Origin of the sequence: Pseudarthrobacter sulfonivorans (assembly GCF_001484605.1) — a bacterium.
Taxonomy (GTDB): Bacteria; Actinomycetota; Actinomycetes; order Actinomycetales; family Micrococcaceae; genus Arthrobacter; species Arthrobacter sulfonivorans_A.
Genome location: NZ_CP013747.1, coordinates 4,836,122 through 4,852,851 on the forward strand (window position 1 = coordinate 4,836,122; position 16,730 = coordinate 4,852,851).

At 65.3% G+C, this 16,730-nt stretch carries 12 protein-coding genes; 4 read left to right on the top strand and 8 right to left on the bottom strand.

Annotated features, from left to right (window positions below; translation table 11 throughout):
• Positions 1-4: 4 nt before the first annotated feature.
• From AU252_RS22040 to AU252_RS22070, 7 genes are all read right to left on the bottom strand, one after another.
• A complete protein-coding gene (locus AU252_RS22040; RefSeq protein ID WP_058932527.1) occupies positions 5-673 on the bottom strand; it encodes a lysophospholipid acyltransferase family protein in 669 nt (222 codons plus the stop codon).
• Positions 660-1,373 carry an HAD hydrolase-like protein gene (locus AU252_RS22045; RefSeq protein WP_058932528.1) on the bottom strand — a complete coding sequence of 238 codons (714 nt, stop codon included), beginning with the start codon at positions 1,371-1,373 and terminating at the stop codon, positions 660-662. The genes AU252_RS22040 and AU252_RS22045 overlap by 14 nt, the downstream gene beginning before the upstream one ends.
• Before the next feature lie 78 nt (positions 1,374-1,451).
• A complete protein-coding gene (uvrA, locus tag AU252_RS22050; protein WP_058932529.1) occupies positions 1,452-4,379 on the bottom strand; it encodes an excinuclease ABC subunit UvrA in 2,928 nt (975 codons plus the stop codon).
• Between the two features lie 48 nt (positions 4,380-4,427).
• Positions 4,428-4,808, bottom strand: coding sequence for a GntR family transcriptional regulator (locus AU252_RS22055; protein ID WP_056339746.1), 381 nt, complete (start codon positions 4,806-4,808; stop codon positions 4,428-4,430).
• Entirely contained in the window at positions 4,805-6,616 is a 1,812-nt protein-coding gene (locus tag AU252_RS22060) for an ABC transporter ATP-binding protein (protein WP_058932530.1), read from the bottom strand. The genes AU252_RS22055 and AU252_RS22060 overlap by 4 nt, the downstream gene beginning before the upstream one ends.
• The gene (locus AU252_RS22065) at positions 6,613-8,358 is read right to left on the bottom strand and encodes an ABC transporter ATP-binding protein (RefSeq protein WP_058932531.1); all 1,746 of its coding nucleotides are present in this window, start codon (positions 8,356-8,358) and stop codon (positions 6,613-6,615) included. Before AU252_RS22065 ends, AU252_RS22060 begins: the two co-directional genes overlap by 4 nt.
• Before the next feature lie 144 nt (positions 8,359-8,502).
• On the bottom strand, positions 8,503-9,288 hold the full coding sequence (locus AU252_RS22070) for a trans-aconitate 2-methyltransferase (RefSeq protein ID WP_058932532.1): 786 nt from the start codon (positions 9,286-9,288) through the stop codon (positions 8,503-8,505).
• A gap of 97 nt (positions 9,289-9,385) precedes the next feature.
• Between AU252_RS22070 and AU252_RS22075 the strand changes: the two genes are divergently transcribed.
• From AU252_RS22075 to AU252_RS22090, 4 genes are all read left to right on the top strand, one after another.
• Positions 9,386-11,932, top strand: a complete 2,547-nt coding sequence (locus AU252_RS22075) for a DEAD/DEAH box helicase (protein ID WP_058932533.1) — start codon at positions 9,386-9,388, stop codon at positions 11,930-11,932.
• Between the two features lie 11 nt (positions 11,933-11,943).
• Positions 11,944-13,314, top strand: a complete 1,371-nt coding sequence (locus tag AU252_RS22080) for a CoA transferase (protein WP_058932534.1) — start codon at positions 11,944-11,946, stop codon at positions 13,312-13,314.
• A 45-nt stretch (positions 13,315-13,359) separates the two neighbouring features.
• A complete protein-coding gene (locus tag AU252_RS22085) occupies positions 13,360-13,860 on the top strand; it encodes a GNAT family N-acetyltransferase (RefSeq protein WP_058932535.1) in 501 nt (166 codons plus the stop codon).
• A 79-nt stretch (positions 13,861-13,939) separates the two neighbouring features.
• A complete protein-coding gene (locus AU252_RS22090) occupies positions 13,940-15,229 on the top strand; it encodes an alpha/beta fold hydrolase (RefSeq protein ID WP_083510512.1) in 1,290 nt (429 codons plus the stop codon).
• On the opposite strand, the gene AU252_RS22095 is transcribed toward AU252_RS22090, so the two are convergent.
• Positions 15,215-16,636, bottom strand: coding sequence for an MFS transporter (locus AU252_RS22095; RefSeq protein WP_058932537.1), 1,422 nt, complete (start codon positions 16,634-16,636; stop codon positions 15,215-15,217). The two genes, AU252_RS22090 and AU252_RS22095, sit on opposite strands and share 15 nt — an antisense overlap.
• Positions 16,637-16,730 lie beyond the last annotated feature (94 nt).

Consider the following 16,730-nt stretch of genomic DNA (forward strand, 5'->3'; position numbering starts at 1 on the left):
ACGCCTAGTCCGCGGCCTTGCTCTGGTTGTAGCTGGTGGAGCGTTCCTGGCCGCTGAGTTCGGCGATCGCATCCATGATGCGGTCCGTTACCTGCCGCCGCGCCGGCAGCGAATGATCCGGGCCGGTCTTGTCGAAATACAAGGGCTCCCCCACCTTCATGGTGAAGTGATGCGGCTTGAAGCCCTTCTCACCTGCCGGCTGCAGGTTCTCCGTCCCGATCAGCCCGACCGGGATCACGGGAGCTCCGGTTGCCAGTGCAAGCCAGCCCACGCCGGTGCGGCCGCGGTAGAGAATACCGTCCCGTGAGCGCGTGCCCTCGGGGTAGATGCCGATGCCTTTGCCCGCCTCGAGGATGTCCAGGAGGGTTTTGAGCGCCTGGACGCTTGCTGCCTGCTCGCCGCGCTCCACGGGGATAGAACCCACGGACTCGAAGAAAGATTTCATGACCTTGCCCTTCACGCCACCGGTGGTGAAGTACTCGGCTTTGGCGAAGAAGGCCACGGGCCGCGGCATCAGTGCCTGGACAATGACGCTGTCAAAGAAGGAAAGATGGTTCGGGGCCACAATGAAGGGCCCCTCTTTCGGGACGTTTTCAAGGCCGACGACGGTGGGCCGGCAGGTGCCCGCGACGAGCCCGCGAAATGTCCAGCGGACCGCCTCAAACAGCGCCATCGTTGCGCACCTCACTCATCGCGGCAGCGTGGATGGCTTCGAGGCGCCCGATGGCGGCAACCATGCCCGCGGTGGTGTCCACCACGGTGACGGCCCCGGCTTCCTCGAGTTCGCCGTCGGGAGCGAAACCCCAGCCCACGCCGATGCAGTCAAGCCCGTTCGCGATGGCTCCCGCCACATCCTGGGCGCGGTCACCCACCATAACGGCGTGCTGCGTGGAGAGGTCCGTCAGGGCCGCGGCGATGATGTCTGCCTTTCCCACCGGACCGTCCGTTGACGATTCGTTGTCTGCCGAACCCCTGATGGACTGGAACAGGTTGGCGATGCCGTGGTGGCGCAGCACGATCTGGGCCAGCCCTTCGGGCTTCTGCGTGGCGACGGCCACTGGCCTGCCTTCGGCCGCGAAGGTCTCCAGCGCTTCCCTGATCCCGGGGTACAGCCGGCTCTGGGCTATCCCAGTGGCCAAGTAGTACTGCCGGTACGTCCGGATGACCTCGTCAAGCATCTCGGCCGGAACCTTGCAGACACTCTGGAGTGCGTCGCTGAGTTTGGGGCCGATCATCGAGTTCAGGACGTCCTGGCCAGGAACCGGCAGACCTGCGGCGGCAAGGGCTGCTGCGATTCCGCCGGATATTCCGCCGGCCGGATCGACAAGAGTGCCGTCCAGGTCAAAGATCACGGGCACTGTTGTTTGAGTCACCGGCTTAGTTTCTCACGACACCGAGCATGCCTGAAACTCGCATGCCCGACACGGCATACGTCATCGGAGGCCAACCGCTTAGCCCAGTATTTCCGCGAGGAAGGATGCCGTGTGGCCCTTGGTGGATTTCGATACCTGCTCGGGCGTGCCGGTGGCCACGATCTGGCCGCCGCCCGAACCGCCGTCCGGGCCAAGATCCACGATCCAGTCGGCGCTCTTGATGACGTCCAGGTTGTGTTCGATGGTGATCACCGTGTTGCCCTTGTCCACCAGACTTTGAAGGACCATCAGGAGCTTGCGGATGTCCTCGAAGTGCAGGCCCGTGGTGGGCTCGTCGAGAACATACACACTGCGTCCGTTGGAGCGCTTCTGCAGTTCCGCGGCGAGCTTGACACGCTGGGCCTCGCCGCCGGAGAGGGTGGTTGCCGGCTGTCCCAGCCGTACGTAGCCGAGGCCCACGTCCACGAGGGTGTTCAGGTGCCGGGCGATCGGGGAGAAGGCAGCGAAGAACTCCGCACCTTCTTCGATGGGCATGTTGAGCACATCCGCGATGGTCTTGCCCTTGTAGTGGACTTCGAGGGTTTCGCGGTTGTACCGTGCGCCGTGGCACACCTCGCAGGGCACGTAGACGTCCGGCAGGAAGTTCATTTCGATCTTCAGCGTGCCGTCACCTGCGCAGGCTTCGCAGCGCCCGCCCTTGACGTTGAAGGAGAACCGGCCTGGCAGGTAGCCACGGACCTTGGCCTCGGTGGTCTCGGCGAAGAGCTTGCGGATGTTGTCAAAGACGCCGGTGTACGTGGCCGGGTTGGAGCGTGGGGTGCGCCCGATAGGGCTCTGGTCCACGTGCACGACCTTGTCCAGGTGCTCCAGGCCCATGATGCTCTTGTGGCGTCCGGCCACCTGTTTGGCGCCGTTGAGCTTGTTGGCCAGCACCTTGTAGAGGATCTCGTTGACCAGGGTGGATTTGCCGGAGCCGCTGACGCCGGTCACGGCGGTGAACAGGCCCAGGGGGAAGGCCGCATCAACGTTGACCAGGTTGTTTTCACGCGCCCCGACGACCTTCAGCTCACGCTTTTTGTCGTATTTGCGCCGCTTCTTGGGGATGTCGATCTTCTTGCGGCCGGACAGGTAATCGCCGGTCAGTGAGTTGGTGTTGGCCAGGAGATCCTGGTACGAACCCGAGTGCACCACCTGGCCGCCGTGCTCGCCTGCGCCGGGCCCGATGTCCACGATCCAGTCCGCCACCTGGATGGTGTCCTCATCGTGCTCGACAACGATGAGGGTGTTTCCCATGTCCCGGAGCCGGGTCAGGGTCTCAATAAGCCGGCGGTTGTCGCGCTGGTGGAGGCCGATGGAGGGCTCGTCCAGGACGTACAGGACGCCCACGAGGCCGGAACCGATCTGGGTGGCGAGCCGGATCCGCTGCGCTTCGCCGCCGGACAAGGTGGCGGAGGGGCGCTCGAGATTCAGGTATTCCAGCCCGACGTCGAGCAGGAAGGTCAGCCGGGCCTGTATTTCCTTGAGCACCTGGTGGGCGATCTGGGCCTCGCGGCCGGTGAGGACGAGGTTGTTCAGGAAGTCCGCGCACACGCGCATGGGCATGGCGGCCACGTCGGCAATGGACTTGCCGTTGATCAGGACGGACAGCGAGGCGGGGTTGAGCCGGGCGCCATTGCACGCGGGGCAAGCGATCTGCCGCATGTACTCTTCGTAGCGGTCGCGCGCCCACTCGGAGTCCGTCTCACCGTGCTTGCGGTGGACGTACTGGATGGCACCTTCGAAGCCGGTGCTGTATTTACGTTCGCGTCCGAAGCGGTTCTTGTACTGGACAACCACCTTGTGGTCCTTGCCGTGCAGGACGGTCTGGCGGACGTCGTTGCCCAGCTTTTCCCAGGGTGTGTCCATGGAGAAGCCAAGCTCCTTGGACAGCCCTTCGAGCAGGCGGTTCCAATACTCGGTTGTTGCGGTGCCAAGTGACCATGGCGCGATGGCGCCCTCGGACAACGACAGCTCAGGATTCGGAATGATCAGTTCTTCGTCAACCTCGAGCCGTGTACCGATGCCGCTGCACGCGGAACAGGCGCCGAATGGGTTGTTGAAGGAGAAGGACCGCGGCTCGATTTCATCGATGGCCAGGGGATGTTCGTTAGGGCAGGCGAGGTTCTCGGAAAATGCCCGCAGCCGTCCCGGCGCGGCTGCGTCCAGATCGACGAACTCGGCCAGCACCCGGCCTTCGGCCAGGCCAAGCGCCGTTTCAACGGAGTCCGTGAGGCGCTGGCTGATGCCTTCCTTAACCACCAGGCGGTCCACCACCACCTCAATGGTGTGCTTGAACTGCTTGCCGAGTTTGGGCGGCTCGCTCAGCTGGATCAGCTCACCGTCCACCCGGGCACGCGAATAGCCTTTGGCGGTCAGCTCCTTGAAGAGGTCCACGAACTCGCCCTTGCGCCCCCGCACCACCGGCGCCAGGACCTGGAATCGCGTGCCTTCGTCAAGCTCAAGCAGCTGGTCCACGATCTGCTGCGGAGTCTGACGGGCCACAACCTCGCCACAGACCGGGCAATGCGGCCGTCCCACGCGTGCCCACAGCAATCGCATGTAGTCATAAATTTCGGTGATGGTGCCAACCGTGGACCGGGGGTTCTTGCTGGTGGACTTCTGGTCAATCGATACCGCCGGCGAGAGCCCCTCGATGAAATCGACGTCCGGCTTGTCCACCTGGCCGAGGAACTGGCGGGCATACGCCGACAGGGACTCAACGTAGCGCCGCTGGCCCTCGGCGAAGATTGTGTCGAACGCCAGGGACGACTTCCCGGAACCGGACAGCCCGGTGAAAACGATCATGGCGTCACGGGGCAGATCCAAGTCCACGTTGCGCAGGTTATGCTCGCGCGCCCCTTTGACCACAAGGCGGGAGAGGTCTGGCCGGGCAGGCGTGGCTGGGGCCTGGGGAACGGCGACGGGGACGGATTCGACTGCTGTTTCTTCAGCTACGGCTTTAGGCACCCACTAATGCTAATCGAAAACTTCTTCGAATATCCATGCGGGGTCCGGCTAGTCGGCGTCGTAGGCTGCTGCCAGCAGCTGGACTGCTTCCGCAAAGGTGGCACCTTGGGCCTTGGCCACTGACGCATAGGAGTTGGCGGCCAGGGAGAGCGCATCCGCCCGCTCATCACGCGCGCACACCACGGTGCCGTTCCTGCCCTTCGTGGCCACGACGCCGGCTGCCTCCAGCTCCTTGTACGCCCTGGCCACAGTGTGGGGCGCGACGTCGAGCAGCCCCGCCAGGGTCCGCACCGCCGGCAGCTTGGTTCCCGGCGGAAGGGCCCCGCTGTCCGCAAGGCGGATCACATGCAGGCGCAGCTGCTCAAACAGTGCCACCGTGCTGGACTGGTTGGGCTTCCAGGTTCCGGGGAACGGACCAGCTGTTGTCATCGTCCGGCCTCCAACGTGCCGGCGCGGCCCGGGCGTCCGGCGAACTGGGCGTTGTAGAGCCGTGCATAGCGGCCGTTGGCCGCCAGGAGGGTTCGATGGGTTCCCTGCTCTGCAATGCGTCCGTGGTCCATGACCAGAATTAGATCAGCGTCCCGGACCGTGGACAAACGGTGGGCGATCACAAAGCTTGTTTTTCCACGGCGCAACCTCTGCATGGCCTGGCGGATCAGGACCTCGGTCCGGGAATCCACTGAACTGGTGGCCTCATCCAGGACCAGCACAGTGCGGTCCGCCAACTGCGCCCGGGCGATGGCGATCAGCTGGCGCTGGCCCTGGCTGAGCGGCTCTCCCCCGTTGCCCAGCATCGTGTCGTAGCCGGCCGGCAGCGACCTGATGAGGTGGTCCATGTGGCTGGCCTCGGCTGCCGCGGTGATCTCCGCAGCCGTGGCTCCTGGCCGGCCGTATTCGATGTTCTCCCTGATGGTGCCGGAAAACAGCCAGGCATCCTGCAGCACCACCCCGAATCCCTCGCGCAGGACGTCCCGCGGAATGTCAGCAATGTCGGTACCCCCGATGGTGATCCTGCCGGCGTCGACCTCATAGAACCGCATGAGCAGGTTGACAACGGTGGTCTTGCCGGCGCCCGTGTGCCCGACAATCGCGACCGTCCGGCCCGGTTCCACCGTGAACGACAGTCCACGGACCACAGGGTCAGCCCGGGCATAGCCGAAGGTGACATCACTGAACACAATCCGCCCTTCCTGACCGGGTTTGTGACCGTCACTTTCGGGCTCGGCAGGTATCTCCGCGGCGTCGAGCAGGTCGAACACACGGCGCGCCGAAGCCACGCAGGACTGGATGACGTTGAGCATGCCGCCGATCTGGCCCACAGGCTGGGTGAAAAGCCGGCTGAACTGGATGAACGCCTGGATCCCGCCGATGGTCATGGCCCCCGTGGTGACCTGGAGCGCCCCCACCACCGCCACCGCGATGTAGTTGATATTGGCAATAAGGACCATCAACGGCTGGACAATGCCGGATGAATACTGGGCCCGTGCGGATGCCCGGGCCAGGCGGTCGTTGCTTGCCTTGAAGACTGCCGCTGCCTGGTCCTGGTACCCGAAGGCCTTAATAACCTCGTGCCCGGTGACAAACTCCTCCACGTGCGCGTTCAACTCACCCGTTTCGGTCCACTGGCGGGCAAAATGCGCTTGGGACTTCCGGGCCACCATAACGGTGATAAGTGTGGACAAGGGCACCGAAACAAGCGCGATCAGGGCCAGGAGCGGCGAGATCCACAACATCATGGCCAAGGCACCGCACAGCATCAGGACAGACATGATCAGCTGCGTGAGGACCTGGCTGAGCGCTTGCGAAATATTGTCGATGTCATTGGTGACGCGGCTCAGGACATCACCCCTGGACTGCTCTTGGAAGTACGTGGAAGGAAGCCGGTGCAGCTTGTCTTGAACCGATGCCCGGAGGCGATACATCAGGCCGTGAACCGCGCTCGCCGTCAGCGCTCCCTGGATCCAGTTGAACAGCGAAGCGCCGATGTACATCGCGGCAACGGCGGCCAGCAGGAGTCCCAGGCGCTGCCCGTCGAGCGCTCCGCTGTAGACCCCATCCACCACCACATCGGTGGCATCACCGAGGTAGTGCGGCGCCGCGACGTTGAGGGCAACAAAAGCGCAGGTGGCCGCAACTGCACCCAGCATCCGCCCCCTGGACGGGCGCAGCAACGCGAGGACCCGGCGCGCTGTGGGCCAGAATCCTTCGGACGCCCCGGCGCCGGGCGAAGCGGTCATGGCGCGTCGTCCAGCGCCAGTTGGGACTCGGCGATTTCCCGGTAGGTGGCAGACGTCTCGAGCAGTTGCAGGTGTGTTCCCTGGGCAACCAGCCGGCCGTCGTCGAGCACCAGGATCTGGCCGGCTCCGGCAGCGGTGGAGATCCGTTCCGCCACGACAATGACCACTGCACCGTCAAGGGCAATCTCCAGGGCATCCCGGACCCGGGCCTCGGTGGCGAAGTCCAGCGCAGAAAAGCTGTCGTCAAAGAGATAGACGGGGACCCGCCGCAGGAGGGCCCGCGCTATGCAGAGACGCTGCCGCTGGCCGCCGGAGAGGTTCGTTCCGCCTTGCCCGACCTCCGTGTCCATCCCCCGCGGCAGCGCACGGACGAAGCCGGCGGCCTGGGCTGTCTCCATGGCTTCCCAAAGCTGGCCCTCGGTTGCCTCCGGAGCTGCGACGCGCAGGTTGTCGGCGATGGTTCCTGAGAAGAGATACGACAGTTGCGGCACCACCGCCATGGTCCGGCGAAGGAGGTCCAGGGGCATCGAGCAGATGTTCCGGCCGCCGATGCTGATGGTTCCGGCCGTGGCGTCCAGGAACCGGGGCACCAGGCTCAGGAGTGTCGATTTGCCGCTCCCTGTTGAGCCGACGATGGCAACAGTGGTTCCTGGCCGGGCTGTGAAGCTGATGTCTTCCAGTACCGGATTTTCGGCGCCGGGGTAGGAGAAGCTGACGTTCCTGAAAGTGACGCTGCCGCCCTCCAGGGAGCTTCCATGGCGGGTCTCTTGGGGCGCCTTGTGGTCCTGGACTGACGGTTTTGCGTCGAGCACGGCACCCAGCCGTTCTGCGCAGGCAGCGGCCCGCGGAGCCGTCATGAACACGTACATGGCCATCATGATTGCCAGGAGAATCTGCAGGATGTAGGCGATAAAGGCCGTGAGGGCACCAATCTTCATCCCGCCGTCGTAAACCCGGTGACCACCGAACCACACCACGGCCACCGACGACAGGTTGACCACAATCATGATCAGCGGCAGCATGCCGGCCACGAGCAGCGACGACTGAAGGTTGTTTCCCGTGAGGCTGCTGTTGGTTTTCGCAAACCGGCGTGTTTCGTGTCCCTGCCTGACGAAGGCGCGGATCACATTCGCGCCGATGATCTGCTCACGAAAGAGCTCCCCCGTTCGGTCCAGGAGCTCCTGCCCCTGCCGGTACAGGGGAACGAGGCGCCGGACGATGAGATACATGATGAGCAGAAGTATTGGCATGATGACCATCACAACGCTTGAAAGCACCATGTCCTGCTGCCACGCCAGTAAGACGCCCCCGGCCGCCATCACGGGGGCCGCCACAAGCATGGTGAAGACCAGGACGGCGAACGACTGGATCTGCTGGGTGTCGTTCGTGGCCCTGGTAACGAGGCTTTGCGTGCCGAAGGCTGCCATTTCCTGGGAAGAAAGCGACTGGATCCTGGTGAAGACCTCGCCGCGCAGCTGGTGCCCGAGCTTCATGGCAACCACTGCCCCGAAGTAGCCCGCGGCGATGGCTGCCGAAGCCTGGACCGCAGCTATCAGGACCATGACAGCGCCCAAGCGGAATATTTCCGGCGTGTTCCCCGCAACGATGCCGTCGTCGATGATGGCAGCGTTGATGGTGGGCAGCAGCAGGTTGCCTGCGGTCTGGATAAGCTGGAGAGCAACGATCGCGGTCACGGCGCCTTTGTGGCCAGCCAGCAGCCGGGTCATCAAGCCGAAAAGCATCGCACCTCCAGGACGGATTTGGGAGGCCGATGAGGGTCCGGCCACTTGCCATCCCCAGAAGCCGCTGTCGTCATTGTAACCAGCATCACATTCTCTTCTCAGTCATAAGGCATTACCGACCAGAGAACCTCAAATGAATGGAGTTTATGCGCCTGGCTGCTTTTGCGCCACGGCAAAGATCCGCCGGAACGGAAACACCGTGCCATGTGCCGTTGCCGGGTATGCGGCCCGCAGGGCTGCAGCATACTCCGCTTCAAAGGCGTGCCCGTCCTCGGCCGAAAGAGCCGCCGCGACCGGGCGCAACGCCGTGCCCCGCACCCAGTCCAGCACCGGATCCGTCCCAGTGAGGACCTGCTCGTAGGTGGTTTCCCAGGCGTCTGCCGTGCAGGCCGCGTCCAGCATGATGCCGAGATAGTCTCCGGGCTCCCCCACGGACTCTCCACCGCGAAGTACGCCGTCGAGCTGGGGCGACCAGCGTGCCGAACCTGCGAGTTCCCGCATCAGGGCATGGGACGGGGCATTGAAGTTCCCCGGCACTTGCATGGCGAACCAGGCACCGGGCTTGAGCGCCGCCAGCCAGCCCGCCAGCATCTCCTGATGCCCCGGAACCCACTGAAGCGCGGCATTGGTGACCACCACGTCCGTTTCAGCCGGGGGCGTCCAGGCTGCGATATCCGCCAGCCCGAAGCTGAGGCCCGCATGCTTGCCCGCCTGCGCGGCGGCCCTATCCAGCATCTCCCTGGACGAATCGAGCCCCACCACTTGCGCTTCCGGCCATCTCCGGGCAAGGGTGGCCGTGAGGTTTCCCGGACCACATCCCAGGTCCACAACGTGCTGGGGCCGGTCGGCCTGGATCCGCCCCGTCAGGTCGAAAAACGGCCGGTCACGGTAATCGCCGAACTGGACGTACTTTACGGGGTCCCACTTCACAGTTACCTCCATCGCCGGGTGCTGTCTGGCAGTACCGCGAGCCTAACCCGGGCCCGCCCGGATATCCGGCACCGGCTGGGCACTAAGCTGGAAATCAATGAAACTCGTTGACCAGCTGCCTGTCCTGTCCGCCTCAGACCCCTCCGGCGCAGGCATCGACCCGGACGCCCTGTACACCCAATTCCTTGAGTGGACCGAAAGCCGGGGCCTGGAACTGTACGCTGCCCAGGACGAGGCCATCATGGAGCTCGCCACCGGAGCCAACGTCATCCTCGCCACCCCAACGGGCTCCGGAAAATCGCTGGTGGCCATCGCGGCGCACTTCCAGGCCATGGCGCGGGGCCAGCGCAGTTACTACACCGCCCCCATTAAAGCGCTGGTCTCGGAGAAGTTTTTTGCCCTGTGCGACATCTTCGGTGCAGAAAACGTCGGCATGATCACGGGTGACTCCGGCGTCAACCAGAACGCACCGATCATCTGCTGCACGGCAGAAATTCTCGCGAACATCGCCCTCCGCGAAGGGGCCGACGCCGAACTCGGTGCGGTCATCATGGACGAATTCCATTTCTACTCCGACCCCCAGCGTGGTTGGGCCTGGCAGGTCCCGCTGCTGGAGCTCCCCCAGGCCCAGTTCCTTCTGATGTCCGCAACCCTGGGTGATGTCAGCCGGTTCGAGGCCGGCATCACCGAACTTACGGGCCGCCCCACCACCACCGTCAGTTCAGCCGAGCGCCCCATTCCGCTGCATTACTACTACCACCAGACGCCGGTCCACGAAACACTCGAGGAACTCCTCTCCACGCGCCAGGTGCCCGCCTATGTGGTGCACTTCAGCCAGATCGAGGCCATTGACCGGGCCCAGACACTGATGAGCATCAACGTGTGCACCCGCGAGGAGAAGGACAAAATCGCGGAGCTGATCGCGAATTTCCGTTTCGCCGCAGGCTTCGGCAAGACGCTCAACCGGCTGGTCCGGCACGGTATCGGGGTCCATCACGCCGGCATGCTGCCGAAGTACCGCAGGCTCGTGGAGCAGCTCGCCCAGGCGGGCCTGCTCAAGGTGATCTGCGGTACGGACACACTGGGCGTGGGGATCAACGTGCCCATCCGCACCGTGTTGCTCACCGCACTGAGCAAGTACGACGGCGTCCGCACCCGCCCGCTTAACTCCCGGGAGTTCCACCAGATTGCCGGAAGGGCCGGCCGCGCCGGGTATGACACCGCGGGGACGGTGGTGGTCCAGGCACCGGAGCACGTCATCGAAAACGTGAAGGCGATGGCCAAGGCCACCGCCAAATTTGGTGACGACCAGAAGAAGCTCCGCCAGGTGGTCAAAAAGAAGCCGCCGGAGGGCTTCGTCTCCTGGGGGGAACCCACCTTCAAGCGCCTCGTGGAATCCGTGCCCGATCCTTTGACGTCCAGCTTCAGCGTGACGCATTCTATGCTGATGAACCTGATGGAACGGCCCGGCGACCCGTTCACAGCGGCCCGTCGGCTGCTGACCGAAAACCACGAGACACGGTCATCACAGCTGCGGCTGATGAAAAAAGCCCTGGGAATCTATCGTGAGCTCCTCGCCGCTGAGGTGGTGGAGCGCATCCCGGCAGAAGAGCAGGGCCATGACGGCAGGACCGTACGGCTCACCGTCCATCTGCAGGCCAACTTTGCCCTGAACCAGCCACTCTCGCCGTTTGCGCTGGCGGCGCTGGAGCTCCTTGACCCGGATTCGCCGTCGTACGCCCTGGACGTGGTGTCCGTGATCGAGGCGACCCTCGAAAAGCCCCGCCAGATCCTCTCCGCGCAGCAGAAGAAGGCCCGTGGGGAAGCGATTGCCGCGATGAAGGCTGACGGCATCGAGTACGACCAGCGCATGGCCATGCTGGAGGAAGTCACCTATCCGCAGCCGCTCGCCGAACTCCTGGGCGAAGCCTTCGAGGTCTACCGCAAGGCCGCGCCATGGGTGGGCGACTTTGAACTGGCGCCCAAGTCCGTGGTCCGCGACATGTACGAGCGGGCCATGAACTTCGGCGAATTTGTCCAGTTCTACGGGCTGGCCCGCTCCGAGGGCATTGTGCTGCGCTACCTCGCCGACTGCTTCAAGGCGCTGCGCCAGACCGTACCGCAGGACATGCTTCGGGAAGACCTTGAAGACCTCATCGCCTGGCTTGGCGAGCTGGTGCGGCAAGTGGACTCCAGCCTCCTGGACGAATGGGAGGAGCTGACGTCCGGCGCGATGCCCACCCCGCACGACGCTCCCCCTCCCCCGCCGCCGTCGCTGACGTCCAACGTCCGTGCCTTCCGCGTGATGGTCCGCAACGAGATGTTCCGCCGCGTGGAACTGTTCGCGGACGAAAACGCCGCAGCCCTGGGCGAGCTCGACGGCGGCGCGGGCTGGGATGCCACCCGCTGGGAAGACGTCCTGGACGACTACTTCGACGAACACAACGACATTGGCACCGGCCCGGATGCCCGCGGTCCCGGACTGCTCATGATCACCGAAGAGCCAGGCCTTTGGAAGGTCCGGCAGATTTTCGACGATCCGGCGAGCAACCATGACTGGGGCATCTCCGCGGAAGTGGACCTGGCGGCCTCCGATGAAACCGGTACGGCAGTGGTCCGTGTCACCGACGTCAACCGGCTCTAGGCTCTGACCGAATGGACTCCGTCCCCGACCTGACCGGCAGCCTTCGGGTTGTGGAAGCCCTGAAGGCCCAGCCCGTGGCACCTTCCAACGGTCCACGGCAGTGGTGGAAGGGCCCGCTGGACGTCGAGGGACTGGCTTTGGGGGCGGTCCAGGCAGCAGCGACGTCGCTGAACGCGCTTGTTGGCGTTCCGGGCAGGTACTCCCTGGCATCCGGAGCCACCGCGGCGGCGTTCGATTCGCTGGGACACCTGCGGATCGCGGGCGAGAAACCCGAAGGGTTCGCTCCGATGTCCGGCTTTCGGCGCACGTCGGACGGCTGGATCCGCCTCCACGCCAACTACCCCCACCACGCAGCCCGGCTGACGTCGGCCCTCTCCGTGAGCACACCACAGGACGTGGAACACGCCCTGTTGGGAATGACGTCCGTGGCCGCCGAGGAAGCCATCACGGCAAACAACGGCGTCGCTGCTGCCGTGCGCACACGGGACGAGTGGATCGCGACCCCCATGTATGGGACGGCCAGCTCCGGTCCATGGATCAGAATCTCCCGTCCGCCACCGTCAGCCAGTGAAAGTCCGCAGCTCTCCCGGTGGTTTCCAGCGGCAGTTCCGCGCCACCCCTTGGCCGGGCTCAAGGTGCTGGACCTGACGCGCGTCATTGCGGGGCCCACTGCCACACGCCTCCTGGGCGCCCTGGGCGCGGACGTTCTGCGCATCGACCCGCCCCAGCTTCCGGAGTTGAGCGATGTGTTCATTGACTCGGGCTTTGACAAGCGCAGCGCCGAGGCGGACCTCCGGGATCCTGCCGCCATGGAAGCGGTCAGGCTTCTCATTGAGTCTGCCGACGTGGTGGTCACGGGTTACCGCGACGGCGGGCTGGACCCTTTTGGGCTGGCGCCCGAAGCGCTGTTGCTTGCCCGGCCCGACCTCGTGATCGTCACTCTGAGTGCCTGGGGCAGCGGCGGCCCTTGGAACGGACGGCGCGGTTTTGACAGCCTGGTACAGGCCGCTTGCGGCATTGCCGAACGGTATGGCCGCACGACTGATGACGGGTGGCAGCCGGGGGCGCTTCCAGTGCAGGCACTGGATCATGCCACCGGTTATGGCCTCGCGGCGGCAGCAATTGCCTTGCTGGCCGAACGGCTCCGAAGCGGACGCGGCGGCGCTGCCCGGCTTTCCCTGGCCCGCACCGCTGAAGAATTGTTCCGGCTGCCCGCAGTGGCCGGTCACGGCGGTTCCCTGCCTGACCCGGAACTCCGCGTGATGGACAGCCCCTACGGCCGCCTGCGATATGTTGGGCCGCCCATCATGGCGGACGGCGTGCCGCTGGAGTACAGCAAGGGACCCGTCCGATACGGAACATCGCATCTTCGCTGGCAATAGGGAGCCTGGCAGTAGGGATCACGGCCCCGCTAGTAAACTCGGACCATGAGTGTAATCCGCCCCGCCACCCGGCAAGACGTCCCCGCCATTCTGCAGATGATCCACGAACTGGCCATTTACGAGAAGGAACCGGACGCGGTCCGCAACACACCGGAAATGCTGGCTGAGGTCCTGTTCGGCGAGAACCCGCGCGTGTTTGCCACGATGGCTGAGAACAGCGCAGGCGAGGTCCGGGGTTTCGCGCTCTGGTTCCTGAACTACTCCACCTGGGAAGGCGTCCACGGCATCTACCTGGAAGACCTCTACGTCAGCCCGCACGCCCGCGGCGAGGGCCACGGCAAGGCGCTCCTGCAGCACCTGGCCGCCACCGCCGTCGAGAGGGGCTACGCCCGGGTTGAGTGGAGCGTCCTGGACTGGAACGAACCGTCCATCAACTTCTACCGCAGCCTCGGCGCCCGCCCCCTGGATGGCTGGTCCACGTTCCGGCTGACCGGCGACGCGCTGGAGAGCTTTGGCACCAGAACGGCAGCGTCCATCCGTGGCTGAGCGGGACGCTTCCTCTCAAACGACGCAAACGCGGACCCCTGTCCCGCATTTTGTGAAGGCCAGGCACGAATTCCGTGGCATGCGCACCGCCGAGCACTACTTCACCGTTCCCTTGGACCACTTCGCTCCAGGGAGCGGCGACAACGCCGAGACCATCACCGTCTTCGCCCGTGAGTACGTCTCGTCGGCCCACACCCAGGCTGAAGCCGAAGAGCTTCCCTGGCTGGTGTTCCTCCAGGGCGGGCCGGGCGGCCGTGGCAACCGGCTGGCTTCGCTGGGCGGCTGGAGCAAGGCGGCTGCCCGGGACTTCCGGATCCTGATGCTGGACCAGCGCGGCACCGGGCTGTCGACCCCCCTTGACCGGAACACGCTGGCCGCTCGCGGAACGGCCGAAGCACAGGCTGCGTACCTCGAGCATTTCCGTGCGGATTCCATCGTGGCCGACGCGGAGCTCATCCGCGCGGCGCTCGGCTCCGGCCCCTGGAGCATCTACGGCCAAAGCTACGGCGGATTCTGCGCGCTGACGTACCTGTCCTTTGCCCCGGACGGGCTGAAGGAGGCTCTCATCACGGGCGGACTTGCGCCGCTCGCCGGCCATGCCGACGACGTCTACCGCGCCACGTTCGCGCGCGTTGCAGCCCGCAACACCGAGTACTTCAGCTGGTATCCGGAGGACCGCCGGACAGTGAACGCGATCGCATCGCACCTTCGGCAGACCGAGGAGTTCCTTCCCGACGGCGGCCGGCTCACGGTTGAACGGTTCCAGATGGTGGGCTCCTTCCTGGGCGGAAACACGCGGGTGGACGGCCTGCACTACCTGCTGGAAGACGCCTTCACCGAGACACCACAGGGAAACAGGCTCTCCGATGCCTTCCTGGAGCAGGTCCAGGGCATCGTGTCCCGCCTGGCGAACCCGCTCTATGCCCTGCTGCATGAGTCCATCTACGGGCAGGGACAGGCGACCGACTGGGCTGCCTGGCGTGTGCTGCAGGAAAATCCGGCATTCCACCCGGATGCGGAGGCGCTGCTGCTGACCGGCGAGATGGTGTACCCGTGGTATTTCGAACAGGATCCCGCCTTGGTGCCGCTGCGGCAGGTGGCCCATCTGCTGGCCGCCAAAACGGACTGGAAGCCGCTGTATGACCCCACACAGTTGGCCGCGAACAGCGTGCCGGTTGCCGCCGCGGTTTACCAGGACGACATTTACGTGGACGGCAGCCTGTCACTGGAGACGGCGGCTGCTGTGCGCGGACTCCGGGTATGGGAGACGGCCGACTTCCACCATGACGGCATAGCGGACGACGGCGAGGCTATTTTCGGGCGGCTGCTGGGTATGGTGCGCTCGGTTGCCGGCTCAGCCGGCAGCTGAGCCGGCCGCCGGGCTGCGGCGGCGCGCCACCAGGGCAACGACGGCGGCGGTCAGGACAGCAGCCCCCACCAGTCCGCCTGCCATGTTGAGCCCCAGGTAGCCGGCCCAGCTGAGGATCAGCCCGGAAGTGGCCCCGCCCACCGCACCTGCGGCGCCCATCAGCATGTCCGACACCCCTTGGACCACCACGCGGGACTCCTGCGGGACGCTCTCCGCCAGCAGCGTGGACCCGGAAATGGTGGCCGCAGACCAGCCCATGCCCAGCAGCACAAGTCCCACGGCCACCGCGACGGTGGACGTCTGGCCAAATCCTGCGACGGCGACGGCAGCGATCAGCGTGGCGAAGCCGATCATGATGGTCTCAGTCCTGCCTGCCTTGTCCGTCAGCCAGCCCATAACCGGCGACAACGCGAACATGCCTGCGATATGCAGGGAGATGGTGAAGCCGATGATCACCAGGACATCGCCGGAGGCGGCGTGGCCGGCATGGGAGGCACCAGGCCCGGCCACGAGTTCCTGCAAATGCAGCGGGGTCATGGACATCACGCCCACCATCACGGCGTGCGCTCCGACGACGGCGGCAAGCGCCAGCCAGGAAGCCCTGGACTGGCGGATTGCCCGCAGCCCGCGGACGAGCGATCCCCCGACTGCGTTGCGCGCGGTGGCGCCTTGCTGATTTGCCATACGTGGTGGCGTGCCCTGCATCTTCCCGCCAGCTGGCTGGGCGTCGAGATCCAGCACGGCGGGTTCCTGAGTGGCAAGATCCCGGGCGGCGATTTCCCGCGCGAGCAGGAGCGGGTCCGGCCTGAGACCAGCGAAAAGCAGCACAATGGCCAGCAGGAGTCCGGCTGCGGAGATCACGAACGGTCCGGCGACGGGAGGCAGGCTGAGGGCCAGGCCCACCACGGTGCCGGGCTGGATCAGGTTGGGTCCGGCCACGGCGCCGACCGTCACAGCCCACACCACGGCGGAAAGCGCCCTGCCGCGGTGTTCAGCGTCCGCAAGGTCGACGGCGGCGAAGCGTGCCTGCAGGCTGGCCGCGGTACCCACTCCGATGCCCACCGCCCCCAGCACCAGCAGGACGAACAAGCCGGACACCACCGACAGCACTATCAGAACTGTGCCGGCCAGGGCGGCGGAAAGCCCCGTGACCTGCCCGGCCCGACGGCCCCGCCGGTCCGCCAGCGAAGCAAGGGGCAGTGCTGTCAGCGCGGCCCCCAATGTCATAACCGTGGCCACGGCGCCCGCCCACACGCTGGAACCGGAAAGTTCCACGGCCAGGATGGAACCAATCGAAACCGTGGCTCCGGTGCCGATGCCACCGAAAACCTGGGCCGCGCTCAGCAGCACCACGGTGCGCCGTTGCACCTGGCGCACTCCTCTTTCCGTGATCAGGGTGCGGGCCATGATCCGAGCATAGTCCTGGGCGGCCAGGTCCTACAGGGGGCAGATTAAGCCACTGATCCCGGCCGCAGTGCGGCCGGGATCAGTGGAAATGCAG